The organism is Sphingomonas sp. PP-F2F-A104-K0414 (genome assembly GCF_004340945.1).
Taxonomy (GTDB): Bacteria; Pseudomonadota; Alphaproteobacteria; order Sphingomonadales; family Sphingomonadaceae; genus Sphingomonas.
Genome location: NZ_SLYD01000005.1, coordinates 300,126 through 324,730, shown reverse-complemented (window position 1 = coordinate 324,730; position 24,605 = coordinate 300,126). Strand labels below are relative to the sequence as shown.

The 24,605-nt window shown below is 67.4% G+C and carries 19 protein-coding genes; 6 read left to right on the top strand and 13 right to left on the bottom strand.

Annotated elements, in window-relative coordinates; all coding sequences use genetic code 11:
- Positions 1 to 43: 43 nt before the first annotated feature.
- On the bottom strand, positions 44 to 505 hold the full coding sequence (locus C8J46_RS13980) for a DUF2141 domain-containing protein (RefSeq protein WP_165886553.1): 462 nt from the start codon (positions 503 to 505) through the stop codon (positions 44 to 46).
- 100 nt (positions 506 to 605) lie between these two features.
- Positions 606 to 1,958: a lipopolysaccharide biosynthesis protein gene (locus tag C8J46_RS13975; RefSeq protein ID WP_132740290.1), complete on the bottom strand. Its 1,353-nt coding sequence runs from the start codon at positions 1,956 to 1,958 to the stop codon at positions 606 to 608.
- Between the two features lie 134 nt (positions 1,959 to 2,092).
- Here C8J46_RS13975 and asnB point away from each other — a divergent pair, with 134 nt between their 5' ends.
- The gene (gene asnB, locus C8J46_RS13970; RefSeq protein WP_243643392.1) at positions 2,093 to 4,027 is read left to right on the top strand and encodes an asparagine synthase (glutamine-hydrolyzing); all 1,935 of its coding nucleotides are present in this window, start codon (positions 2,093 to 2,095) and stop codon (positions 4,025 to 4,027) included.
- Between the two features lie 177 nt (positions 4,028 to 4,204).
- Here the strand turns inward: asnB and C8J46_RS13965 are convergent, their stop codons facing one another.
- From C8J46_RS13965 to C8J46_RS13940, 6 genes are all read right to left on the bottom strand, one after another.
- On the bottom strand, positions 4,205 to 5,323 hold the full coding sequence (locus C8J46_RS13965; RefSeq protein ID WP_132740287.1) for a CDP-alcohol phosphatidyltransferase family protein: 1,119 nt from the start codon (positions 5,321 to 5,323) through the stop codon (positions 4,205 to 4,207).
- Positions 5,324 to 5,536: 213 nt separating this feature from the next.
- Positions 5,537 to 6,667, bottom strand: a complete 1,131-nt coding sequence (locus C8J46_RS13960; protein ID WP_132740285.1) for a hypothetical protein — start codon at positions 6,665 to 6,667, stop codon at positions 5,537 to 5,539.
- Positions 6,664 to 7,380: a phosphocholine cytidylyltransferase family protein gene (locus C8J46_RS13955; RefSeq protein WP_132740282.1), complete on the bottom strand. Its 717-nt coding sequence runs from the start codon at positions 7,378 to 7,380 to the stop codon at positions 6,664 to 6,666. Before C8J46_RS13955 ends, C8J46_RS13960 begins: the two co-directional genes overlap by 4 nt.
- A 91-nt stretch (positions 7,381 to 7,471) precedes the next feature.
- Positions 7,472 to 8,839: an efflux transporter outer membrane subunit gene (locus C8J46_RS13950; protein WP_132740834.1), complete on the bottom strand. Its 1,368-nt coding sequence runs from the start codon at positions 8,837 to 8,839 to the stop codon at positions 7,472 to 7,474.
- A gap of 349 nt (positions 8,840 to 9,188) precedes the next feature.
- Positions 9,189 to 10,349: an HlyD family secretion protein gene (locus tag C8J46_RS13945; protein ID WP_132740279.1), complete on the bottom strand. Its 1,161-nt coding sequence runs from the start codon at positions 10,347 to 10,349 to the stop codon at positions 9,189 to 9,191.
- The gene (locus C8J46_RS13940; protein WP_132740276.1) at positions 10,346 to 12,016 is read right to left on the bottom strand and encodes an MFS transporter; all 1,671 of its coding nucleotides are present in this window, start codon (positions 12,014 to 12,016) and stop codon (positions 10,346 to 10,348) included. The genes C8J46_RS13945 and C8J46_RS13940 overlap by 4 nt, the downstream gene beginning before the upstream one ends.
- Positions 12,017 to 12,302: 286 nt before the next feature.
- Here C8J46_RS13940 and C8J46_RS13935 point away from each other — a divergent pair, with 286 nt between their 5' ends.
- Entirely contained in the window at positions 12,303 to 13,376 is a 1,074-nt protein-coding gene (locus C8J46_RS13935; RefSeq protein ID WP_243643391.1) for a mechanosensitive ion channel domain-containing protein, read from the top strand.
- 132 nt (positions 13,377 to 13,508) lie between these two features.
- On the opposite strand, the gene C8J46_RS13930 is transcribed toward C8J46_RS13935, so the two are convergent.
- Genes C8J46_RS13930 through otsB form a run of 3 tightly spaced genes read right to left on the bottom strand, consistent with a single transcriptional unit; the run spans position 13,509 to position 17,451 of the window.
- Positions 13,509 to 14,897, bottom strand: a complete 1,389-nt coding sequence (locus C8J46_RS13930) for a trehalose-6-phosphate synthase (RefSeq protein WP_056060743.1) — start codon at positions 14,895 to 14,897, stop codon at positions 13,509 to 13,511.
- Entirely contained in the window at positions 14,894 to 16,690 is a 1,797-nt protein-coding gene (locus tag C8J46_RS13925) for a glycoside hydrolase family 15 protein (RefSeq protein WP_132740271.1), read from the bottom strand. Before C8J46_RS13925 ends, C8J46_RS13930 begins: the two co-directional genes overlap by 4 nt.
- Positions 16,687 to 17,451: a trehalose-phosphatase gene (otsB, locus tag C8J46_RS13920; RefSeq protein WP_243643390.1), complete on the bottom strand. Its 765-nt coding sequence runs from the start codon at positions 17,449 to 17,451 to the stop codon at positions 16,687 to 16,689. Before otsB ends, C8J46_RS13925 begins: the two co-directional genes overlap by 4 nt.
- Before the next feature lie 666 nt (positions 17,452 to 18,117).
- Between otsB and C8J46_RS13915 the strand changes: the two genes are divergently transcribed.
- The 4 genes from C8J46_RS13915 (at position 18,118) to C8J46_RS13900 (ending at position 23,080) form a co-directional block, all read left to right on the top strand.
- Positions 18,118 to 19,590, top strand: coding sequence for an efflux transporter outer membrane subunit (locus tag C8J46_RS13915; RefSeq protein WP_132740268.1), 1,473 nt, complete (start codon positions 18,118 to 18,120; stop codon positions 19,588 to 19,590).
- Entirely contained in the window at positions 19,590 to 20,972 is a 1,383-nt protein-coding gene (locus tag C8J46_RS13910; protein WP_120299382.1) for an efflux RND transporter periplasmic adaptor subunit, read from the top strand. The genes C8J46_RS13915 and C8J46_RS13910 overlap by 1 nt, the downstream gene beginning before the upstream one ends.
- Before the next feature lie 70 nt (positions 20,973 to 21,042).
- Positions 21,043 to 21,699: an ABC transporter ATP-binding protein gene (locus C8J46_RS13905; RefSeq protein WP_243643425.1), complete on the top strand. Its 657-nt coding sequence runs from the start codon at positions 21,043 to 21,045 to the stop codon at positions 21,697 to 21,699.
- A 172-nt stretch (positions 21,700 to 21,871) separates the two neighbouring features.
- Entirely contained in the window at positions 21,872 to 23,080 is a 1,209-nt protein-coding gene (locus C8J46_RS13900) for an ABC transporter permease (protein ID WP_056060727.1), read from the top strand.
- Here C8J46_RS13900 and C8J46_RS13895 read toward each other — a convergent pair.
- A complete protein-coding gene (locus C8J46_RS13895) occupies positions 23,055 to 23,672 on the bottom strand; it encodes a nucleotidyltransferase family protein (protein ID WP_093396750.1) in 618 nt (205 codons plus the stop codon). The two genes, C8J46_RS13900 and C8J46_RS13895, sit on opposite strands and share 26 nt — an antisense overlap.
- Positions 23,659 to 24,582, bottom strand: a complete 924-nt coding sequence (locus C8J46_RS13890) for an XdhC family protein (RefSeq protein ID WP_132740262.1) — start codon at positions 24,580 to 24,582, stop codon at positions 23,659 to 23,661. The genes C8J46_RS13895 and C8J46_RS13890 overlap by 14 nt, the downstream gene beginning before the upstream one ends.
- Positions 24,583 to 24,605: the final 23 nt, after the last annotated feature.

The following is a 24,605-nucleotide window of genomic DNA, read 5'->3' as shown; positions in this document are numbered from 1 at the left end:
CAGTAGGATTTCCGTTCCGCGTCGGTCGCAGTCCGGACGCAAATTATCCGCGATACCGCATCTTCATCCGCACGACGGCGCCGGATGCGGGCAAGGCGGTGCGGACCGCGTCGAACGACGGCAGTCCGATCGAGGTTGGTGCATCGTTGGAAAAGCCGAAGCCCTCCTTTGGCATGAGCAACGTCCGGTTGAATTTATGATCGCCATTCTCGTCGTGATATTGCGCGATCGCATAATGGCCGGGCTTCATCCAGAAGCAGGCGTGCGGGTTTGCGGCAGATACGCGAGCGCGTCCCACCTTCGCACCCTTTGCCAAAAACCGGGATTTGTCGTCGGGATAGATCGCGAATGCGACTTCGCCGGCGGTGTTGTGCAGTGTCATCGCCTCGAGAATCAGCTTGGCGTTGCCGTTGCCCGGCGCGCCTTCGCAGGTCTCGACGGCCCGGGCCTGAACCGGCGCGAGCGCGGTCGCCGCGCCGAGCGCGATAAGGAATGCGTAGTTCATCGCTAGACCAAGACCCGAAAATAGTGGCGATAGAGCGGCGCGCAGATGACATTTGCGACGTGAACGCGGCGTTATCGCAAACGCCGGTCGCTCTGTGGGCTTATGCCCGGTCCGGTGTCCGCGTCATCCGTGCCGCCGCGAAGCCCAGCAGGATTGCCACCGCAACCGATCCGGAGGCGACCGCAGCGGCAATCCCTGCCGAGCCATATGTCGGCATCAACGCAAACGCCGCCACGAACAGCAAGCCGACGCCGACCGCTCGGATCGCGAACACCGTGCCCGCGCGGTGCAGCGCGGTCATAACCGTGTCGAGGCTGACGGTGGCAAGGTCGAAGCATCCCGCGGCGGCGAGCCACAACAGCACCGGGTAGGCGCCGACGAACGACTTGCCGCCAACGAGCTTCAGGATCGGCTCGCCGACCATCGCGACGATGGCGAGGATGACGAGCGCGGCAGCGGTGCTGGCGAGCATCGTCCGGATCAGGATACGGCGCAGGCGTGACGGCTCGGCGGTGCGGACCGCGCGGACGATCTCGGGGAAGGCGGCGCGCGACAACATCTGCGACAGTTTCGCCAATGCCTGGGCTAGTTGAGTCGCCAACCGGAACGCACCCGCCGCCGCCGGGCCGATCGATGCGCCGACCAGGAGCAGCGGGATCTGCTTGCTCGACAGGCCCAGCGTCGCGCTCGCGTTGGTGCTGAGCGAGAAGCGGACGATGCCGGGGTTCTCGTCGCGGACCTGCCGCCAGGTGCCGCGGCCGCTCGCGAGCAGGCGCAGATCGCCGCTTTTCGCGACCATGATCCAATAGGTCGCGGCGGTGACGATCTCGGCGACCGCCCAGGCGAGCATGAAGCCGCGGATCGTCGGTTCGAAGATCATCGCCGCGCCCGCGCCGACGAAGCGCATGATCGGCGTCATGCTGTCCGCCACCGCCGACAACGAGAATTTGTCGCGCAGCCGCAGGATGCCGAGCGGGGTCGAGCGGATCGTGATCAACTGCACCACCGCGAACATCAGCGTGTCGCGCATCAGGTCGGGCGGGATGCCGAACCCGTCGCTCCACGCGAACAGGATCGCCACGGTCAGCGCGGCGCCGACTAGCGCGCTGCAGATGTCCAGGATCGCCGACAACCGGAGCAGCCGCGCGAGCCTGGGCGTGTCGCCGTGCTGGATCGGCTCGACGCCGTATTGGACGATGATCTGCCACGTCTGGAAGCCGACGAAGGTCGCCAGCGCCTGCGCTGCGCCCGAGATCAGCGCGAACCGGCCGAAATCGACCACGCCCAGCGTGCGTGTCGCGAACCCGAGATAGAAGAGCGACAGGATCGCCAGCACGCTGCGACTGGCGAGCAGCCAGCCGAGGTTGCGCGCCGCCGCCCGGAAAATCCCGGTCGTGCCGGCACGTGCCGGCGCATCCGCCGGGGCCGGAGAAGGAGCGGGGTCCTGAACCATCTGCGATCGGCCCCTAGAGCGCGACGGCGAGTGCGGCAAGGTGCCCGGGGGCCGTGAGGTGTGAAGAAGGGGCCGGCGCGCCCGAAGGTGACAAAGCGCCGGGCGGCTCCTAGACCGCGCGCGTCCGGGCGGCGGTGCTGCCGTCATGCGAGGGATCGTTCGTCATCTGCGGAATTGCCGGCCTTTACGCACGAGGTGGCGGTGTCGTCTCGCCCCGCCTCATTACCGCGCAGTGCGATACGATCCTGCACCGCGGACCCGACGACCAGGGCGTGATCACCGATGGCGACTTCGGCTTCGGGATGCGCCGGCTGAGCATCATCGACATCGAGGGCGGGCACCAGCCGTTCCATTCGCCCGACGGCCGCTATGTGCTGGTCTTCAATGGCGAAATCTACAATTTCCGCGAATTGCGGAGCGAGTTGCAGGCGTTGGGGCGGGTGTTCGACAGCGCGGGCGATACAGAGGTCATCCTCGCCGGCTATGAACGCTGGGGCGACGATGTCTGGGCAAGACTCGACGGCATGTTCGCGGTCGCGGTGTGGGATACGCACGCCCGACGGCTCACGCTGGCGCGCGACCCGATCGGCATCAAGCCGCTATACTATACCGACCAGGCTGCCGGCTTCGCGTTCGGCTCCGAGTTGAAGACGCTGACGTTGCTGCCGGAGATGGCGTTCGACGTCGACCACCGCGCGCTCCACGATTATTTCAGCTTCGGCCATGTCCGCACCCCGCGTTCGATCTATGCGCAGGTTCGCACCTTGCCGCCGGGTCATGTAATGACTGTCGACGCGAGCGGACCGCCGACGATGCGCGCCTATTGGACGCCGGCCTACCATCCCGCCGAGCCTTTGTCGGAAGCGCAGTGGATCACGCGGTTCCGCAACGAATGGCTCGACACGATCGGCAAGCAGATGGTCGCCGACGTCGATGTCGGCGCGTTCCTGTCGGGCGGCGTGGATTCGTCGGCGGTGGTCGCGGCGATGGCGCAGGTCTCCGACCGCCCGGTCCGCACTTTCACGATCGGCTTCCCGGACCCGCGCTTCGACGAATCGCCGCATGCGGAGGCGATAGCGCGGCATCTCGGCTGCCACCACGTTACGCGCACCTTGGAACTCGCGGATGCGCAGGCGATGCTGCCCGAGGTCCAGCATTGCTATGACGAGCCGTTCGCCGACCCCTCCGCGGTGCCGACCTGGTACGTCAGCCAGATCGCCGCGCAGGAGGTGAAGGTCGCGCTGTCGGGCGATGGCGGCGACGAGCTATTCTTCGGGTATAAGCGGCATGCGACCGAGCGACGGATTGGCGCATTGCCGGCACCGCTGCGTCATCTCGCCCGCGCGCTCGACGCGGTGCCGACCCTGCCGTCGCGCCACGCGAACGCGGTGCTACAACGCTGGCGGAAAACCACCGGTAGCGCCGCGCTCCCGAACGGCATCGCGCGATTCTTCGCCAAGACGCAGATCACGAACGAAGCCTTTCGTCGCGAGATCTTCTCGGCGGAGTTCATCGCCGAGGAGGAGGGCGGGATCGCCGCGCTGGTCGCGGAATATTTCCCCGACCCCGACGCGATCTCGACCGACACGCTGGAGCAGTTCGGCTTGGCGGACCTCGCGCTTAACCTCCCCGGCGCGATGCTGACCAAGGTCGATCGCGCGAGCATGGCGCATTCGCTCGAGGTTCGCGTGCCGATGCTAGGGCAGGGGATGGTCGACCTTGCCTTGTCAATGCCTGCAGACATGAAACTGCACGGCAAAATCGGCAAATACGTTATCCGCCAAGCCATCGCGCCGTGGCTGCCGGAAGGGATTCTCGACCGCCGGAAACAGGGGTTCCAGATGCCGCTGGCGGCGTGGTTCGCAGGCGATTTCGGGGCCTATGCCGAACAGCTCTGGCGCGACAGCGGCGTGCGCGAGCAGGGCATCTGGCGCGCCGGCGCGGTCGACAAGGTGTTCGCCGATCACCGTGCGGGACGGCGGGACTATAGCCGCTTCCTGTATGCTCTGGCGATCTACTGCCTGTGGTGGATCGGACGGCCCAAGGCCGTAACCGTTCGTGCTGAGTAGCGACCGAGTAGCTTCGAAGAAGCGTATCGAGGGCGCGTATCGAAGCATGGGTTCCGCGCGCCAACCTGTCCTTCGATACGCCCTCTCGATACGCTGCAAGAGCAGCTACTCGATGGCTACTCAGGACGAACGGAAGGGAGGGAGGTCGGCGTTAGCAGGTAGCGACCCCGCGAATCCTCAAGCCAACCAGCTCACTAACGTCTCACCCCGAGCTTTGCGCAGCATCGCCTGCACCAGCCGCACGAGATGCACCACCAGCGAAATCGCCGTCCACGCCGCCACCCCGATGATTCCCCAGTCCGGCCGCGTCACTAGCAACCCCACAAACAAAATCACCATGTTCGGATTGCGCCGCGCGGTGATCAGCCGGAACCAGCTGTCGAACCGCTCCCACACATGGATGTGCATCCCGAACCGGACGATGAACGCCCCCTCGATCAGCCGCTGCGCGACATAGCCGAACAGCATCGTCCCGATCACCGCCCAGAACACGCCGTCCTCGAGCGGTCGCCCGTATGGCGCACACCCCGCCGCCCAGGCCCACCACCAGAATGGCGGATGCACCAGGTCGACCCCGTGATCCCACGCATTCCCCAGCTTCGACGACGTGATCGTGCAGCGCGCGAGCTTCCCATCGACGGTATCGAGCACCATGAAGAACAGCCCGGTCGCGAGGCCCGTCCAGAACCAGCCATACCAGAACGCCACCGTCGCAACGATGCACAGCACCGATCCGAGCGCAGTCACCTGGTTCGGCGTGATCCCCGCACGCGCGCAGACCCGCGTGATCGCCAGCGCCCATTCGGGCCACAGATACTTGGTCAGCAGGTCGGTGACGCCCTTGTACGCGCCGACATAGCTCGCCCGCTCGATCGCCGGCACGGCGGCGGGGGTGAGCAGTTCGGCGAACGGGCGCTCGCGCTTGCGCAGCGCCTCGTTGAGGATGCCTTCCTCGGCCTCGGCGGCGATCACCGTCAGCCCGGTCACCAGCGGCGCTTCGCCGAGCATCGCCGCGGTCATCCGCGCACGCTCATCGGCGTCGCGGACATGCGCGAGCACAGGTACGCCGGTACGCGTGACGACGGTACCGGGGCGCGACTTTAGATGCGCGATCCACACCGGATCGAACGCATAAGCGAGGTTGGCGAGGATTACGGGACCATTCCCATCGTCCTCCGGCAACCCCTGCGCGACGCCGATCCGCCGAATCCGCTCGGCATTGGTCATGCCCCAAAGCAGCGTGTCGTTCGCCCTGACCGTCCGGAGCGCTGGCGTGGGGGCTGTCGAATCTACCATCCCGCACCCGTTACCCGATCTGGTCGTGAAAGCGAGAGGGGCGTGGGATAGGTCGAGGCGCATACCTTCCCGCCCACCACGACTGCACCACACCGATTGCAACCACCCCGGCGAAGGCCGGGGCCCAATTGGAACGTCCGGAGTAATCTCGCGCAGTCCCTCGTTGGCAACGTCCCCCAATTGAGCCCCGGCCTCCGCCGGGGTGGTGGAGACTTAACGGGCTGGCGTGGCCTCCAGCAGTCGAAGAATCTCCCCCGCAGCCCGAGCCGCGCCCCCTTCGACCGCGCCGAGCGATTGCCCGGCGAACTCCACCTGAATCTTCACATACTCCGCATGCATCAACGCCGCCCGGTCCACCGCCGCCACGACGTCCGCAACCTCCTCAACCACCTCGCCACACCCCCACATCACGTAATTCGGATCGCCCTCCCACACGGCCCCCCCCGCATTGAGGAACACGCAAGGCCGCGGCCGCATGAGAAACTCGATCACCTGGCTCGACGTATCGCCCAGATACACGTCCGCGACGCCGGTATAGCTCCCATCGACCATCGCGAACCCATCGATATCGCAGTGCACATGGGCGAGATCGCCAATCTCCCGCATAAGATCCGCCACCTCGGGCGCGCGCTCGACCAGTCGCTGGTGCGGCGCGAAGATCAAATTGTAGCGTCCGTCCGCGACGATCCGCCGCACCACCTCCGCGCCCCAGCGCCACCACGACGAGCGATGCTGCTGCCAGTGCGGCGTATACAACACCACCGGCCGCGTATCCGCGAACGGCGGCGCGGCGTGCGTGCGATGCGTGAAATCCGCCTTCACATAGCCGGTCGCGACGAACCGTTCGGGCGCGAACCCGCGGTCGAGGTACGTCAGCCGCTCCAGTTCGCTCGGCACCAGCGTCAACGCCGCCGCCCGCCGGCGCGGGTCATCGCGCGCGCTCATCGACCCGACCCCGTGCGAGGTCTTCACGAACTTCGCGCGCATCGGAAACAGCCGCGGGAGCCACAAACTCGTCTGCTCGGCACACACCACGATCGTCGCGCTACGCAGATAGGGCAGTAGCCGAAGCAGTATCGGTATCTTCGCAGGCAGCACCGGATTACGCCCACTGCCGTCATCCGCAACGACACTAAACCCCGGTGCCCGCCGGATGCGAACGGTCGGGAAGGGCGCCGTCCAGCGCGTCAGCAACGTCTCGTGCACCGACGTGCTCACCCAGAGCTCGATCGGCACGTCCGACGTCGCGGCGAGCGCCTCGACGATCGGATAGAGATGCGGGATCAGCAGCGTCTCGCCGAGAAACAGGAACGCGACCTTTCCGCGCGCGCCGGGGCGGGTCATGCTCGGTGATCGCCTTCCCACAGCGCGATATCCTCGGGCCGGTCGATTTCCTGCCAGTGCGCGTCCGGCGGGATCCGGATGGCGCGGACGCCCGGCCCCCGCGCGACGCGGCCGACGACGGCGTGGTGATAGGCGTGGATGCCGTTCTCCTCGCCGATCACTTCGCGTAACGCCTCGGCATAGGCCGCGCCGCCATGTGACACGATCAGCCCGAGCGAACGATCCGTCGCCTCATGGCCGACGAGGTGCTTGCCGACTGCGATAACGCGGTCGCCGTCCGCTTCGACCAGCATGTCGTCGAGCCCGGCATCGGTCAGCGGCTCGACCAGCAACGATACGCCGTCCGCGACGCCGCTCAGCGCGGTGCGCAGGATCGTCGGCTCGAACACCGTGTCGCCGTTCATCAGCGCGAACGGCGCTTCGAGATACGCGCGCGCCGCCCAGACGCTGCCGATGCTGTTCGCGATCGACCAGAACGGGTTGAAGACGAGCTCGGTCGGTAGGCCACCGTCTCGCGCTGCCAGATGCGCGGCGATCTGGTCGATCCGGTAGCCGCCGATGACCACCGCGCCATCGAACCCGGCCGCGGCGACCGCGTCGAGCTGGTGATCGAGGATCGCGCGACCGCCGACCTCGACCAGGCATTTCGGCGTGGTGAGCGTGAGTGGCAGGAGCCGCGATCCGTGACCCGCGGCAAGGATGATGGCCTTCATGGCGTGAGGCTGTACGGGCGAAGTGTGGCAGGAAAATGCATCGATCGAGCGGCCTTCTACCTGCGGGTGCTCCCGCTTCTGCGGAGGAACATTATCGTCGAACCGCCGCCGCATCCTCGCGAGACCAGCCCCCACCCATCGCCTGGTACAAGGTCACATACGCCGTCAGCCGATCCGCCCGCGCCTGCACCAGCGACAGCTCCGCGGTGAGCAGCCCACGCTGCGCATCAAGCTGGTCGATATACGCCGAATATCCGGCGCGGTAGCGGTTCGACGCATTGCGCAGCGCGCCCGCGAGCGCATCGCGCTGCCCGGCGAGCGCCACCGCCTGCTGGCCCGACCGCTGGACGCCGGCGAGGCTGTCGTCGACTTCGCGGAACGCCTGCAACGCGGTCCGGCGATAGGCGAATGCCGCCTGATCGCGGCGTGCGGTCGCGGCATCGGCCTGTGCCCCCAGCCGCCCGCCATCGAAGATCGGGCTGAGCACGCTAGCGCCGATCGAGAACACTACGATCGGATTGGCAAGCGCGGACGACAGAACGACGCCGGTCGAGCCGGTCAGCGCAAGGTTCGGCAGCATCGCCGCGCGGGCGCTGTCGAGCGAACGGTCGGTCGCGACGAGGGTCTGCTCGGCTTGATAGAGATCGGGGCGGCGGCGGAGCAGGTCGGCGGGGAGGCCATCCGGGATCGCTGGAGCCGCCAACTGGTCGAGCGTGCGGCCGCGCGGGATCGGGCCGGGATTGTCGCCGAGCAGCAGGCTCAGCGCATTCTCCTGCCGGCTGATCGCGAGCTGGGCGGCGGGGACGAGCTGTTCGGTGGCGTGGAACTCAGCCTCCGATTGGCGCAGCTCGAGGTTCGAGGTGTAGCCGGTCTCGGCGCGGCGACGTGCGATGCGCAGGCCTTCCGCACGCGCTGCCAGCGTCTGGCGCGCGACGGCGAGACGCTGGTCGAGTGCACGCAGCGTGATGTAGCCGGTCGCAACGCTGCTTGCGATGCCGAGGCGCACCGTGTCGCGCGCTGCCTCGCTGGCGAGCAACTGCGCGCGGGCGGCGCGGGCCGCCTGGCGGAGGCGGCCGAACAGGTCGAGATCATAGCTGATCGACACCGCTGGCTGCGCACCGATCGCGTCGGAGGGCAGGCCAAACGGGCTGACGGTCTGGCCGGTGGTGCTCGGCGCCGAGCCGCTGACGAGCGGCGTCTGTTGCGCGCGGGCGAGGCGGGCGGTGGCGCGGGCTTCGTCGATGCGCGCGGCGGCCGAGCCAAGGTCCGGGCTGTTGGCGAGCGCTCGGGCGACGAGGCTGGTGAGGGCGGGGTCGCCGAATGCACTCCACCAGTCCGCCCGGATCGGCGCGCCGGTGCCGAGTGGCGTGCGCCAAGTCGGGGGCGGGGCGACGGCGGTGGTTGCAGGCGCTTCGGGGCGGGGGCCGATGCAGGCGGTGGCGAGGAGGGCCAGGGTGATGGCGCCTAAGCTTTTACTGCGCCGCCATCGTGATGCGCGATGCCACCCCGCAACGCTACGCCACCCCGGCGAAGGCCGGGGCCCAGTTGGAAAGGTTGAGGTAATAGCCGACCGCGCTTCGTTACAGCCGTCCCTCAACTGGGCCCCGGCCTTCGCCGGGGTGGTGGCATGCGTCGGGGCGGTGGCGTGGGGCGGGGCGGCGGCGTTCTGGATTCGAATTACCCCCTCCTTCACGCCGCTAGGCTCGCGGCTGGAACAAACCGTGTTTCCCCGCGAAGGCGGGGACCCAGACTGGGCTCCCGCCTTCGCGGGAGAACAAGACGCGGGCGCTATGCCAGCTCGGGCCCCATCACCGAACCCCCGGCCCGCCGGCCGTATCCACGCGAGCCTGCACCGACATCCCCGGTCGCAACCGTGCGCTCAGCGGCTGCCCCGCATCCACCCGAATCCGCACCGCGATCCGTTGTGGCACCTTGGTGAAGTTGCCCGTCGCGTTGTCCGCCTTGAGTACCGCGAACTCCGACCCAGCCGCGGGCGAGATCCGCTCGACATGCCCGGTCAGCCGCGCGTTCGCCAGACCGTCGACGGTGAACGAGGCCGGCTGCCCAACCACCATCTTCGCGGTCTGCGCTTCCTTGAAGTTCGCGATCACCCACGTCTCGGGCGGCACCAGGAACATGAGCTGCGACCCGGCCGTCACATACTGCCCCAGGCGAACGCCGACCTCGCTCAACCGCCCCGTCTCCGGCGCGCGGATCACGGTGTTGGCGAGGTCGATCCGGGCAAGCTGTCGCGCTGCCTCCGCGCCCGAGACGCCTGCCTGCTGGCCACCACGCCCGACCTCGACCGTGCGGATATCCTGCCGCGCGATCTCCCGCGCGGCCTTGGCCTGCCGGACCTGCGCCTGTGCCTGGCGCAACGCCGCCAGCGTCTGGTCACGCTCGCGCAGTGACACCGAGCCGTCGGTCACGAGGTCGTTGACGCGCGCCATGTCGGCCTGCGCGCGCATCAGTTGCGCCTCGGCATTGGCGACCGCGGCATCCTGCGCCGCGAACGTCGCTTCGCGGCTGGCGGCCGTTTGCCGGCTGTTGGCGAGCGTCGCGGCCTGCGCATCGACCTGCGCCTGAGCCTGATCGACGCGCTGGCGGTAGATGCGGTCGTCGATCTTCACCAGCGGATCGCCCTGCTTCACATCGGCGAAATCGCGCACCAGAACCTGCGTCACGTAGCCGCTGACCTGCGGGCTGATCACCGTCGTCCGGCCGCGCACATAGGCGTTGTCGGTCGACTGATAGCTAGTCGCGAACGGCGGCAGACGCCACGCCGCAAGCACCGCGCACACGCCCGCGATCGCGAGCAGGGCGATGACGATGATGACGTTGCGGCTGGGCGGTTGCGGTCGCCAGCCGGAGCCGACCGGCGTGACCGGGGCGGCGGGTGCAGCAGTCGTCTCCGCCTGCTTTTCTTCGGTCGCCGGCCCCTCGGCCACCGGGCTACGTGCGTCGCTCATGTCGTCCCCTCAACCGGGCCCTCAAGCCGCGCCCGTCGTTCGCGTCGCGCGCGTCTCGCCAGCAGGAACAGCAGATACCCGAACGTCCCGCCGGCCAGCACCGCGATCAACCGGAAGACGTCGTCATACGCAAGCACGTTCGCCTCCCGCGTCGTGGTTTGCGACAGGATCGCGGCGCCCTCCGCATTGCGCAGCGTTGGATCGACGATCACCCGGCTGACCGCGGCGCCACCGGCGGCGATGCGCTGCGTCACGATCGGGTCGGTCGGCGAGATCTGCTGGACAAGCGCGACGCTGTTCGCCTTCTCGCGGATCACCTGATAGCTGCCGAGCAGCGCGGTGCCGCCGAGCCCGCCAAGCGAATTGATGATCCCGAACAGCGCGATGAAGCTGATGATGTGCCCCGCGCCTTCCTTCAGCGCGCGGGTCATGCCGAACAGCAAAGCGGGGCCGAGGAAGAACGTCGCGGAGAAGCCGATGATCGCCTGCGTCACGTACATCTGCGGCGCGCGCGTCAGGCTGGTCGCGTAGGAATCGAACCATGCCGCTACTGCTACGAGGCCAATGGCCAGCATGATCGGGTGGCCGAGCCGCTCGACGTCCAAGGTCACCGCGCTCGCGATCACGCCGGCGACCGACGCGACGAAGATGATCAGGAAGAACGGCACGAGCTGGTCGTTGTTCTGGCCGAGCACGGTGAGCAGCCCGACCGACGCATAGGTCTGCTCCGACAGCACGATCCGCGCCATCACGATCACGATCGTGAAGCGGACGATGTCGGCGCTGCCCAGCCACCGGGTGTTGAGCAGCGGGTTGGCGCGGTGATGCTCGACGACGATCGCGGCGGCGAACATCGGGATCGCGACGATCAGCGCCCAGCCGATCCACGGCGCATTGGTCCACCACACGATCCGGCCGAGCCCGAGCACGGCGGCGAACAGCGCGGTCGATCCGGCGAACAGCACGAACGTCAGGAAGTCGAGCGGCTCGAACGCCTTGCTCCGCGTCGTCGGCGGGAGGCGCAGCGCTGCGACCGCGGCGAGCGACAGCAGCGCAAGCCCGAGTTCGAACAGGTACAACGTGCGCCACTGCGACATCGCCAGCAGGTCGGGCGAGAACAGCCGTGCGAGCGGCGTCGCGCATTGCGGGATGCCGATGCCGAGCACGACCGCCTTCAACCGCCATTTCGCGGGGAGCGACTGCATCACGTAATAGAGGCACAGGCTGCTTAGCGCGGCGCCCGCCATCCCGCTGATCGCCCGCACCGCGATCGCGGTCGCGAAGCCGTGGACGAACAGATGCGCGAGCGTGATCAGCACGTAGAGAATCAGGAAGATCATCGCGAACGGGCGCAGGCCGAACTGCGCGCGGAACTTGATCATCAGCAGGTTTATGCTGACGTTGGTCATCACGTAGACCGTCGGCAACCACGCGATCTCGGCGGGATCGAGCCCGAGCGCGCCCTGAAGGGTGTAGGTGTTGGCGCTGATCAGCGCGTTGCCGAAGCCTACCGTCAGGCCGAGCAGGATACCGATCAGCGCGTAGGCGATCTGGCGGTGTCTGGGGTGCGCTGGCGAGCCGGGGGAGCCGGGGAGGACGGGGCGTTCGTGTTCGGCGAACTGCCAGTCCTCTTCGCTCAGGAAGTGTCTGATTCTCTGGGCGATCATGGTTGGGTGGTTCTGGCATGATCGGGGGGAGACGTCATTGGGTATCGTTTGCGGCGGAGCGTAATCGGCAGCAAAAACATGACCACCCCGGCGAAGGCCGGGGCCCAGTTGGGGGACGGGATTAACTGCGGACAGCCCGTTGTTACTGCCACCTTTCCAACTGGGCCCCGGCCTCCGCCGGGGTGGTGGTTTTTTGATGAGATGGCCGTCCCAAGTTCACCGCCAACCAAAATGCTGCACTGCAGCGGAACATCCCGCTTCCCCCGACCGTTGCGCTAAAATGCGCATGTTCAGATCGCTCCACATACCCTCCGAATGGGTCTGGCTGGAGAGCGTCGCCGTCGTCTCGGCGGCCGTCCTCGTCGCGCTGATCGCGCATTGGCTGACAATGCGGATCGGCGGCCACGCCCAGCGTCGCTCGACTGCGAAGACCGACGGCCTCGTCCTTGCCCGCGTCCGCCGCCCGTTGCGCGCGGTGTTCGTCTCGGTCGCGGTCGCGTTCGTCGCGCGGATCCTGCCGATGGACAACGACATCGAGGATCTTTGGAAGCAGTTGCTCGGCTTCCTCGTGCCCGCCTTGCTCGGCTGGCTCGCGGTCGCGGCGCTCCGCGCGTTCCAGGACGTCATCGAGATCCGTGCCGACATCTCGGTCGAGGATAACCTCCGCGCCCGAAGGAAACGCACGCGCGCGGCGATCCTCGGAAGGATCGGGACGTTCTTCATCATCTTCGTCAGCGTCTGCCTTATGCTGCTGAGCGTCCCCGGCATCCGCTCGATCGGCGTCACACTGATGGCGTCGGCCGGTATCGCCGGCCTCGTCGTCGGTGCGGCCGCACAGCCCGCGCTCAAGAACCTGATCGCGGGCGTGCAGATGGCGTTCACCGAGCCGATCCGGATCGATGATGTGCTGATCGTCGACGGCGAATGGGGGCGGGTCGAGCAGATCAACCTGACGTTCGTGGTCATCAAGATCTGGGACGAACGCCGCCTCGTCGTGCCGGTGTCGAAGTTCCTCGAACAGAGCTTCCAGAACTGGACGCGCGAGACCAGCCAGCTGATGGGGTCGGTGTTCTGGTATCTCGATCCGTCCGCCGACGTGCCGCGGCTGCGCGAGAAACTGGGGGAGATCGTCACCTCCAACCCGCGTTGGGACAAGCGGTTCTACAACCTCCAGGTGACCGACGTGAAGACGGACTGCATCGAACTGCGCGGTTTGATGACCGCCAAGGACGCTGCGATCGCGTTCGATCTGCGGTGTGATGTGCGGGAAGCGTTGCTGAAGTATATCCGCGAGGAAATGCCCGAAGCCATCCCGCGCAACCGCCTGCTGATGGCGCCGGACCCGGTGCCGCGGACCTAAGCGAATCCTCCCCCGCCAGGGGGAGGTGGCGCCGAAGGCGACGGAGGGGAGGCACGCGCCACGTGCGTTCCGTGTCCTCCCCCCTCCGTCTGGCAAGTGCCAGCCACCTCCCCCTGGCGGGGGAGGATTGAATTACGCCTCGACGTGCTCGGGCACCGCCTCGAGGGCCGTAATAAACAGCTCGCACCACCACATCACGTCCTCCTTCCGGACGTTGTCGATCAGCTTCTCCCACCGCGCTTTCCGCTCGGCCAGCGGCATCTTCAGCGCCCGGTCGATCGCGTCGGACATCTCCTCGGGGCTGTACGGATTGACCAGCACCGCGTCCTTCAACTGCGTCGCCGCGCCCGCGAAGTGCGACAGCACCAGTACGCCCGGATCCTCGGGGTCCTGCGCCGCGACATATTCCTTCGCGACCAGGTTCATCCCGTCGCGCAACGGCGTCACCAGCCCGACCCGGGCGGCGCGATAAATCCCCGCCAGTACATCGCGCGGAAAGCCCTGGTTGACGTAGCGGATCGGCGTCCAGTCGATGTCCGAATATTCGCCGTTGATCCGCCCCGACATCGAATCGAGGTTCGCGCGGATCTCCTGGTACGTATCGACCTTCTCGCGCGATGGCGGTGCGATCTGTAGCATGTAGACTAGTCCACGCCGGTCCGGATGCGATCCGAGGAAGCGCTCGTACCCAGCAAACCGCTCGGCGAGCCCCTTCGAATAATCGAGCCGGTCCACCCCGACGATCAAGCTGCGCCCCGTGGCGGACATGTACATCCGCTCCTTGGCATGCCGCGCCGCGTCGCTGTTCGCAGACTTTTCGAAGTCCGCGGTCTCGATCCCGATCGGCGTCGTGATCGCCTTGATCGTACGGTCGCCGACCGTCACCCAGCCATCCTCGCCGACCACGCCGTCGAGCTGGCTCGTCACGTAATGCAGGAAGCTGTCGAGCCAGTCCTGCGTCTGGAACCCGATCACGTCGTACGCGAACATCGATTCGACCAGCGCGCGGTGGCTCGGCAGCGACAGCAGCATCGCCATCGGCGGCCACGGGATGTGGAGGAAGAACCCGATCTTGTTCTCGACGCCGAGCTTGCGCAGTTCCTGGCCGAGCGGGACGTGGTGGTAATCGTGGACCCACACCAGATCCTCGGGCTCGATCAAGGGCAGCACCGTCTCCGCGAACCGCTTGTTCACGCGCGCATAGCCGCTCGAGAAATCGCGTTCGAACTCGGTCAGGTCGATCCGGTAATGGAACAGCGGCCACAGCGTGCGGTTCGCATAGCCGTTATAATATTCGTCGAAATCTTGCTCTTCGAGGTCGATCGTCGCGGTGGTGACGCCCTTGCCCTGCTGGAAATTGATATGTCCCGTGAAGGTCTCGGTGGTCGATCCCGACCAGCCGAACCACACGCCGCCCTTTTCACGGAGTGCAGCAAGCAACGCGACCGCAAGGCCGCCCTGGTTGCCCGAGGGCGCGTCGACCGACTGGACGCGGTTCGAGATGACGACGAGGCGGCTCATCGGACGGCACTCCACGGCTTGCTGAGCAGGACCGCGCAGTTGATCAGCCCCACCAGCGAATAGGTTTGCGGATAATTGCCCCACAATTCGCCGGTGTTCGGATCGATGTCCTCCGACAGCAGCCCGGCCGGCGTCCGTCGCGCGACCATCTCGCAGAACAGCGCGCGCGCATCCGCGGTCCGACCGGTCGCGTGCAGGGCTTCGATCAACCAGAAGGTGCAGACGTTGAACGCGGTATGCGGCAAGCCGAAATCGTCCTCGGTCGCATAACGCAGCATGTGGCTGCCGCGCCGCAGACCCTCCTCGACCGCCTTCAGCGTCGACTGGAACCGCGGATCGTCGGGCGCGAAGAAGCGCAGGTCGAGCAGCTGGATTAGGCTTGCATCGAGGTCGTCGCCACCGAACGTCGCCGAGATACGCTGCGTATCCTCGCGCCACGCCGATTGCTCGATCGTGGTGCGGATCGTGTTCGCGCGCTCTTCCCAGAACGTCCGGCGATCCTCGAGCCCGAGCACCTCCGCCGCATTGGCCAGCCGATCGCACGCCGCCCAGCACATCGCCGCCGAATAAGTGTGGACGTGCGCCTTGGTGCGCAGCTCCCACAACCCTGCGTCGGGCTTGTCGTACGTCTCCCATGCACGGTCGCCGACCAGTTCGAGGCTCTTGAAATCTTCCTCGCTCGACATCCGGAACAATCGCTTGTCGAAGAACGCCTGGACGTCGGACAGGATGATCTGTCCGTACGCGTCGTGCTGGATCTGCTCGTACGCCTGGTTGCCGACGCGCACCGGGCCCATCCCGCGATAGCCCGGCAGGTCGCTTTCGATCCGCTCGATCAGCGTCGCTTCGCCGCCGACTCCGTAAAGCGGTTGGACATGGCCGCCCTTCGACGCATCGACGATGTTGCGCAGATATTCGAGATACCCTTCGAGCACGTCGAGCGCACCCAGCCGGTTGAGCGCCTGCACGGTATAATAGGCGTCGCGAATCCAGCAGTAGCGATAGTCCCAGTTGCGCTCCGACCCCTCATGCTCGGGGATCGAGGTGGTGAGCGCGGCGACGATCGCGCCGGTCTCCTCGTGCTGGCACAGCTTCAGCGTGATCGCGGCGCGAATGACGACGTCCTGCCACTCGACCGGCGTCGCCAGCCCGCGCACCCAGTGCCGCCACTCGTCCTTGGTCCGCGACAGCATCGCTTCGGCCGCCTCGTGCAGCACGCCCGCGAAGCTTTCGTCGGGGCCGAGGAACAGGTGCATCTGGCGTTCGAGCCGGAACCAGTTCTCGCCGACGATATGCCCGACCGGCGCATCGGTGGTCAGCCGCAGGGTCTGGTCGTCCATCAGGAAACGGATGTGGTTCGAGCCCTGCGTATGCTCGGTCGCATGCCCCCAGTTGGTCGCGACGCGCATGCGGATGCGGATCCGCGGCGAGCCCGCGACCGGCTTGACGATCCGGACGAAGCTGGTCGGGCGATAGGTCCGCCCCTCGCGCACGAAGCGCGGACAGAAATCGATCACCTCGACCGCGTTGCCCGCCTCGTCCTCGTGCCGCGTCACCAGGATCGGCGTGTTGCGGATATAGGCCTGCGTGGTCTTGGCGGCGTTCTCGATCTCGATCGCCCAAAACCCGGTCTCGGGCGCATCGCCGCCGAGCAGCGCGCAGAACGCCGGGTCGCCATCGACGCGGGGCACGCAGCCCCAGACGAACGTGCCGGTCTTGTCGATCAGCGCGGAGACCTGGCAATTGCCGATCGGCCACAGGTTCATGTCGGCTTTTTGGGTAGGTGCGGTCATCGTATTTCCAATATGGCAGCAATCCAGTCGCGAAGTGCGGCAACGTCGTTCAGGCGGTAGGTGGCGGCGGTAGGCCGTTGCTCGCCGATCAGCACGCCCGCCCCGCCAAGGTCGCGCGCCGCCTCGAACCCGTCCTCGTCGGTGACGTCGTCGCCGAAGAAATACGGCACGCTGCCCGTCATCGCGGGCGCCGCGATCAGGTCGCGGAGGGCGGCGCCCTTGTCGCCGGGGGTGCGTAGCTCGACCATCATCTTGCCGCGCTGGAGCGTGAGGCCGTGGGTGGCGGCGAGGTCTTCGGCGAGGCGGACGGCGGCGGGTTCGAAGTCCGGCGCCATCCGGTAGTGCAGCCCGGCGCCGAGGCTCTTGGCTTCGTAGACCAGGCCGTTGGCGTCGGCGAAATTGCGAAACGAGGCGGCGGCGGCTTCGAGCGAGGCGGGGCGCTCGGCCGCGACATGACCGTCCTCGGGCGTGCGCGTCTCGGCCCCGTGACTGCCGGCGACCGCGAACAAATGCGCGTGGCGCCCGAGCATCGCGTCGAGCTGCGCGATCGAGCGCCCGCTGATGATCGCGACGCGACCGGGGAAACGCTCGGCGAGCGTATCGAGCGTATCGAGCAGCATCTGGCTCACCACAACCGCATCCGGCGTGGCGGCTAGGTCGACGAGCGTCCCGTCGAAATCGAAGAACAGGCTCACGGCATCGGGCACGGCAAGGGGCGGCGCGAGGACATCAGTCGCGGGCTGGCGTTCGGCTAGCATCATCCCTGAACCCCTAGCGCCATCGCTCCGTTCCGCTGCACTGCAAAATTGGAACGGGTGCGGTTCGATTTTCGGGGGTGGGGGAGGGGTGGATGGCTGCGGCTGGGGAACTGCGCCGTCTTGTTCTCCCGCGAACGCGCGAGCCCAGGGCCCAGCAGCGCATCGTATGTCATCCTGACCCTCCGCCTCCGCGGGGGAACAAGAAGGGAGGGGCAGGGCGAGAAGGCAAGGAAGCATGCACATTTTCACCACTCACATTGCCGCACCTACCACCACCCCGGCGAAGGCCGGGGCCCAATAGGAAAGGCAGTTGTAATAGCCCAACAGTCATTCATTAGCCCGGTCCGCCCAACTGGGCCCCAGCCTCCGCCAGGGAGGTGCTAGAGCGGGGAGGTGCAAAGAGTGCACATCTCACTCCCTTCAGGCCTGCAAACATTGTTTCCCCGCGAAGGCGGGGACCCAGACTGGGCTCCCGCCTTCGCGGGAGAACAAAGCAGCGGGGGGTGGCTCGAGTTAAACGGCGCATACACGCCCCAGCGGGATAGCCACCAAGCAAGTCCGCGGTGCCGGCGCTAGTTGAACCCACCCCCTCCAATCCACCCCACCTGCGACACCTCGCGACACAAAACCGCTGGACTAGCCCCAGCCGCTTGGTCATGCCTGCCGCCCATGTCCCGCGTCCGCGCCCTCCTCATCGCACCCGTATCCGCGGCCGTCCTGCTAGCCGGCTGCACCGTCGGCCCGGACTACCACCCCAAGGCGGCGGCAGAGCTGGGCGTACCCGACGCCTATTCGGTCACGCCCGAGACCAAGCCCGAAGACCTCACCCGCTGGTGGCAGAAGTTCGACGACCCCGTCCTTGGCCAGCTCGTCGAGCAGGCCGCCGCCGCCAACCTCGACATCGCGCAGTCCGTCGCCCGTCTCCGCCAGGCCCGCGAAAGCCTGCTCCAGAATCGCGCGTCGCTGCTTCCGACAGTCAACGGCTCAGCCGGCTATCAGCGCAACGAGAACGTACGCGGGGGTGGACGCTCGTTCACGCTTCCCGACGGCACCGTCGTCGACACCGGTGGCGGCGGCGCGAACAGCTTCACGCTCGGCGCCAGCGCCAGCTACCAGGTCGGCGTCTTCGGTGAGATCCGCCGCACCGTCGAGGCCAGCCGTGCCGACTACGCCGCGTCCGGCTACGACTACGCCACCGTCCTCATTTCCGTCGAAAGCGAGGTAGCGCGCAACTACGTCCTGGCGCGCTCGTACCAACAGCAACTCGCCAACGCCCGCGCCTCGCTCGCGATCCAGGACGACAATCTCGAAATCGCCGGCTTCCGCGTCCAGGCCGGTCTCGTCTCCAGCGTCGACGCCGAACAGGCGCGAGCCCAGCGTGCGCAGACCGCCGCGACGATCCCGAGCCTCGACCAGCAATACGCCGCGGCGGTCGCGCGGATCGGCGTGCTGACCGGCCAGGCCCCCGGCGCGCTCCGGACGATGATGGCGCCCGCGAAGGCAATCCCGACCGGCCCCGCCGCGGTCGGCGTCGGCATCCCCGCCGACACGCTGCGCCAGCGTCCCGACATCCGCTCCGCCGAACGCGCGCTCGCCGCCGCCACTGCGCGGATCGGCGTCGCCAAGGCGCAGCTCTATCCCGCGCTCGCGATCACCGGCAATCTGAACACCAACGCGACCTCGATCGGCAACATCGGCGACGCGATCACCGGCAGCCTGTTCGCCGGGCTGACCCAGGCGATCTTCAACGGCGGCCGCCTGCGCAGCCAGGTCCGCACCAGCGAAGCCGCCGCCGACGGTGCACTCGCGCTCTACAAATCGACCTTCCTCACCGCGCTGGAGGATGTCGAGAACGCCGTCGTCGCGCTGCAGACCGCGCAGGAACGCGAGCGGCAGTTCGCGATCGCGCTCGACGCGTCGAACAATTCTGCGATCCTCAGCCGTAGCCAGTACCGCACCGGCCTCACCGATTTCACGACGCTCAACCAGCAGGAAACCGCGCTCCTGTCCGCGCGCAACGGCGCCACGCAGGCGCGCGCCGACGCCGCGACCGCGTTGATCGCACTCTATGCCGCGCTCGGCGGCGGCTGGGACTCCACCGTGATCCCTGAAGCGCCCATATCCAATCCAGAGGCACGCTGATGGCCGACGCATCGATCGACGACTTCCTCGGCGTGAAGCCGCAGGCCCCCTGGAAACGCTACGTAAAGTGGGTCGTGATCGCGGTCGGCGTGGTCCTGCTGTGCCTGCTGCTCGCGAAGTGCTTCGGCGCGAAGGAGCAGACGCAATATTCGACGCAGGCCGCCCAGCGCGGCAACCTGACTGTCAGCGTCTCGGCAACCGGCAAGCTCGCCCCGACCACGCAGGTCACGGTCGGCTCGCAGCTGTCGGGCCTCGTCACCAAGGTCGTCGTCGACGTCAACGACCGTGTCACGGCGGGCCAGCCGCTCGCGCTGATCGATCCCGAACAGCTCGACGACCAGATCCGCCAGACCAGCGCGCAGCTCGCGGCGAACCAGGCGCAGGTCGCGCAGGCACAGGCCACCGTCGCCGAATCGCGCGCACAGCTGAACCGCCTCGAAGAAGTCTCGCGCCTCTCGGGTGGCCGCGTGCCGTCGAAGACCGAACTCCAGACCGGCCGCGCCGACTACGCGCGCGCCGTCGCGGCGCAGAAGGTCGCCGAAGCCAACGTCGTCGCCAGCCGCGCGCTCCTCGCGCAGAACCAGACGCAGCGCGCGCGCGCGATCATCCGCTCGCCGGTGACGGGGGTAGTGCTCGCGCGCCAGATAGATCCCGGCCAGACCGTCGCGTCGTCGTTCAACACCCCGACGCTGTTCGTGATCGCCGAAGACCTCACCAAGATGAAGCTCGAGGTCGCGATCGACGAGGCCGACGTCGGCGAGGTCAAGATCGGCCAGAAGGCCAGCTTCACCGTCGACGCGTTCCCCGGCCAGACCTTCCCCGCGACGATCAGCCGGGTCGATCTCGGCTCGAACCTGACGGTCAGCTCGGCCACCTCGTCGACCTCAACCACCGCGACCTCGACCACCGGGCAGGTCGTCTCGTACGCGGCTGACCTGACGGTGGGTAACCAGTCGCTGACGCTGCGTCCCGGCATGACCGCGACCGCGGACATCGTGACGTCGGACAAGCGCAACGTCCTGCTCGTCCCCAACGCCGCGTTGCGCTTCAAGCCGACCGCGGCGTCCGGCGATGCAGGCGGCGGCATCGCCGGCTCGCTGACCTTCCGTCCGCGCCGCGGCGGCGGTGCGGAGCGCACCGCGACGGTCGCTCGCGGCGCGCAGCAGACGATCTACGTCAAGGGCGCGGACGGCACGCCGCAGCCCGTGCAGATCACCACCGGCGACACCAACGGCACGATGACCGAAGTCCTGTCGGGCAATCTCCAGCCCGGCGCGCAGGTCATCACCGGCCAGTTGGCGAGCGGCGGCGACGATGCCAAGCGCAGTGGCGGCGCACGTCGCGCAGGGAGCGCCAGCAAGGGTGGGGGCGGTGGCCAGTAACGCGCCGCTCACCGCCGAACCGCTCATCTCCCTGCGCGGCGTCACCAAGACGTACGGGCAGGGCGCGACGATGTTCCAGGCGCTCAAGGGCGTCGACCTCGACATCGCGGCGGGCGATTTCGTGGCGGTGATGGGGCCGTCGGGGTCGGGCAAGTCGACGACGATGAACATCCTCGGCTGCCTCGACGTGCCGAGCGACGGCACCTTCCTGTTCCGCGGCCACCACGTCGAGACGCTCGACCGCGACCAGCGCGCGCTGCTCCGGCGGAAATATCTCGGCTTCGTGTTCCAGGGCTTCAACCTGCTCAGCCGCACGTCCGCGCTGGAGAATGTCGAGCTACCCTTGCTCTACCGCGGCGACGAAAAGCGCGCGCGCCGAGATGCGGCGATGGCGAGTCTCGACACCGTCGGCCTTGCGGACTGGTGGGACCACACCCCCGCCGAACTCTCCGGTGGCCAGCAACAGCGCGTCGCGATCGCCCGCGCGCTGGTGACGAGCCCCGACGTACTGCTCGCCGACGAACCGACCGGCAATCTCGACAGCGAACGCTCGGTCGAGATCATGCAGTTGCTCACGCGGCTGAACGCGGAGAAGAACATCACGGTCCTGATGGTCACGCACGAACCCGACATGGCCGCCTTCGCGCGGACGGTGGTCCACTTTAAAGACGGCCTGGTAGAACGCATCGAAAGCCAGCACCGCCAGGGCGAAAGCGTGGAATCGTGAGCGGCGCCTTATCTTCCCCCCTCCCGCAAGCGGGAGGGGCCGGGGGTGGGCACGCGCTCACCTCGAACGCAACGCCAGCGACAGTCGCGCGCACTTCGACCGCTGCGCTTGCCGTTAACGCGAGCCCACCCCGCAACCCCCTCCCGCAAGCGGGCGGGGGGGAAGAAAGCTAATGTTCGGCACAACTCTCGTCCTCGCGCTCCGTTCGATCCGCCGCCACCTCCTGCGATCGTTCCTCACCATCCTCGGCATCGTCATCGGCGTCGGCGCGGTGGTAACGATGGTCACGCTCGGCAAGGCGACCACCGCCGCCGTGCAGCAGTCGATCTCCGCGCTCGGCACCAACATCCTCCAGGTCCGCCCCGGCCAGGGCTTCGGTCGTGGCGGCGGCGGCCCGCGCCCGCCCGACTTCAAGCCCGAGGACGTCGCCGCGATCGCCAACCAGATCGCCGGCGTCACCGCGGTCGCGCCGCAAGCCAGCGCCACTGCCACCGCGATCTACGAAGGCGCCAACTGGTCGACCACGATCAACGGCACCACCGACGCCATCTTCCAGGTCCAGCCATGGCCGCTCGCCTCGGGCCGCCGCTGGACACCGGTCGAGGAAAGCGCCGGTGCCGCGGTCTGCATCATCGGCAATACCGTCTCGAAAAACCTGTTCCCCGGCGGCGATCCGGTCGGCCACCGTTTCCGTATCGGACCGATCAGCTGCGACGTGATCGGCGTGCTGACTACCCGCGGCCAGGCCGGGTTCGGCGGCGATCAGGACGACACCGTGGTCATGCCGATCAAGGCGGTCCAGCGGCGCTTCACCGGCAACCGCGATATCCGCCTGATGCTGGTCGGCGTCGATGAGCGTTTCTCGACCAGCACGGTGCAGGCCGGGATCACCGACCTGCTCCGCGAACGCCGTACCATCACCGGCGACAAGCCCGACGACTTCAACATCTTCGATACCAAGCAGATTTCGGACACGCTGACCGGCACCACGACCCTGCTTACCGGCATCGTCGCCGCGGTCGCCGGGATCAGCCTGGTGGTCGGCGGGATCGGCATCATGAACATCATGCTGGTGTCGGTGACCGAGCGCACGCGCGAGATCGGTATCCGTTTGGCCATCGGCGCGGTCGCGCGCGAAGTGCTGTTGCAGTTCCTCGTCGAGGCGATCGCACTCTCGTGCCTCGGCGGCGTCATCGGGCTGATCGTCGCGCAGGCCGCGATCGCGATCATCGCGCCGCTGATCAAGGTTCAGTGGCTGTTCGTGCCCGAGATCAACATCTTCGCGTTCGCGATCTCCGCGGTGATCGGCGTCGTCTTTGGCTATTTCCCGGCGCGCCGAGCCGCCGCGATGAACCCTATCGACGCGTTAAGGCACGAGTGATCGCCGCCTTGGGATCGCGGACCAGCGCCTGCAGCCGGTCCAGATCCTCGGGCGTATCGATATCGATCAGTTCGGCGGGCGCAGTCACGACATGCCGCCCCGCCTTCACCAGATCGCGCGCACCCGCATCGCCGTCCAGCGTCAGCAGGAAATCGAACCGCTCGCGCCCGAACAGGGCAGGGGGGCTCGGCTTTTCGCCATCGCTCGACGCGACCACCGCGTCCGCGCTGTCGGCGGCATCAAGCATCCGGTAGATATGCGCCGCGGTCACGCGCGGCATGTCGGCCAGCGCGATCAGCACCGCCTCCGCGCCCTCGTCCTTGGCGCACTGCACGCCGAGCTTCACCGACTGCGACATGCCTGACGACGGATCGTCGTTATGCACCACCTCGAAATGATGGCTGATGAAGTCGAGCTTGCAGCCGTCGGTGACGACCAGCCGGCGCTTGAACGGAATATTCTCGAACGCCGTGACGACGTGCATCCCGAGCGGCTTGTTGAGGAACGGCACCTCGAGCTTGTTCGGAATGCCGAACCGCTCCGAGCGCCCGGCCGCGAGGAGGATGAGGAAGACGTTTTCAGCGGCGATCATTGAACGCTCCTATCATCGCCGCGGCTACCGACAGCGCGATTTCCGATGGTCCGATCGCGCCGATGTCGAGCCCGACCGGCGCATCGATCCGGTCGATATTCTCCGCCGTAACGCCCTCCGAGGCAAGCCGCTCGCGCCGCGCCGCATGGCTCTTGCGGCTGCCGAGCGCGCCGACATACGCAGCATCGGACGCGAGCGCCGCGATCAGCGCAGGATCGTCGATCTTGATGTCGTGGCTCAGCGTCACGACCGCGGTCGACGGGCCGGGGCGGAGCGCGGCGATCGCCTCGTCGGGCCAGCGGTCGTCGAGCGTCACGCCCGGAAACCGCTCCTCGGTCAGGAAGCGCGCGCGCGGGTCGATCACCACCGTCTCGATCCCGAGTTCGCGTGCCAGCCCCGCCAGAGCCTGCGCGATCTGCACCGCGCCGACGATCAGCAGCCGGCGTGGCGGATCGTAGCGATTGACGAACACTTCCCCCGTTTCCAGTGGCCGCGCATCGCTGTGCCCGGTGGCGAGGTCGGTCGTCACGGTCAGCGCATCGCCCTGGTCGCGCGCATCGGCGATCCGGTCGAACAGTTCGGGATCGAACCCCTCGGCGGACACCGGCTGTACCATCACCGCGATCTCGCCGCCGCACGGCAGCCCGACTTCCCACGCCGCCGCATCCGCCACGCCGTAGTTGCGCAGCTGGAATGGCGCGCCGGCGATCACCTCCGCGGCGGTGGCCAGGATGTCGCTCTCGACGCACCCGCCGGAGACCGATCCCTCGAACCGCCCATCGGCATGGACGAGCATATGGCTCCCCTTGGGCCGCGGCGCGGATCCCCAGGTCGAGACGACCGTGGCGATCGCCATCCTCTCGCCCTTCCAGGTCTTCGCAGCAGCGAGCACGCTATCGTTTTCGGCCATGTTGTCTCTCTTCTATTCCTCCC

Coding starts and splice junctions, on each gene's coding strand:
- C8J46_RS13940 (WP_132740276.1), bottom strand. CDS start 12,016: ATGATCGCCCAGAGAATCAGACACTTCCTGAGCGAAGAGGACTGGCAG.
- C8J46_RS13980 (WP_165886553.1), bottom strand. CDS start 505: ATGAACTACGCATTCCTTATCGCGCTCGGCGCGGCGACCGCGCTCGCG.
- C8J46_RS13955 (WP_132740282.1), bottom strand. CDS start 7,380: ATGAAGGCCATCATCCTTGCCGCGGGTCACGGATCGCGGCTCCTGCCA.
- C8J46_RS13895 (WP_093396750.1), bottom strand. CDS start 23,672: ATGATCGCCGCTGAAAACGTCTTCCTCATCCTCCTCGCGGCCGGGCGC.
- C8J46_RS13915 (WP_132740268.1), top strand. CDS start 18,118: ATGTCCCGCGTCCGCGCCCTCCTCATCGCACCCGTATCCGCGGCCGTC.
- C8J46_RS13945 (WP_132740279.1), bottom strand. CDS start 10,349: ATGAGCGACGCACGTAGCCCGGTGGCCGAGGGGCCGGCGACCGAAGAA.
- C8J46_RS13900 (WP_056060727.1), top strand. CDS start 21,872: ATGTTCGGCACAACTCTCGTCCTCGCGCTCCGTTCGATCCGCCGCCAC.
- C8J46_RS13930 (WP_056060743.1), bottom strand. CDS start 14,897: ATGAGCCGCCTCGTCGTCATCTCGAACCGCGTCCAGTCGGTCGACGCG.
- C8J46_RS13905 (WP_243643425.1), top strand. CDS start 21,043: ATGTTCCAGGCGCTCAAGGGCGTCGACCTCGACATCGCGGCGGGCGAT.
- C8J46_RS13910 (WP_120299382.1), top strand. CDS start 19,590: ATGGCCGACGCATCGATCGACGACTTCCTCGGCGTGAAGCCGCAGGCC.
- C8J46_RS13975 (WP_132740290.1), bottom strand. CDS start 1,958: ATGGTTCAGGACCCCGCTCCTTCTCCGGCCCCGGCGGATGCGCCGGCA.
- C8J46_RS13890 (WP_132740262.1), bottom strand. CDS start 24,582: ATGGCCGAAAACGATAGCGTGCTCGCTGCTGCGAAGACCTGGAAGGGC.
- C8J46_RS13965 (WP_132740287.1), bottom strand. CDS start 5,323: ATGGTAGATTCGACAGCCCCCACGCCAGCGCTCCGGACGGTCAGGGCG.
- C8J46_RS13935 (WP_243643391.1), top strand. CDS start 12,303: ATGTTCAGATCGCTCCACATACCCTCCGAATGGGTCTGGCTGGAGAGC.
- otsB (WP_243643390.1), bottom strand. CDS start 17,451: ATGATGCTAGCCGAACGCCAGCCCGCGACTGATGTCCTCGCGCCGCCC.
- C8J46_RS13960 (WP_132740285.1), bottom strand. CDS start 6,667: ATGACCCGCCCCGGCGCGCGCGGAAAGGTCGCGTTCCTGTTTCTCGGC.
- C8J46_RS13925 (WP_132740271.1), bottom strand. CDS start 16,690: ATGACCGCACCTACCCAAAAAGCCGACATGAACCTGTGGCCGATCGGC.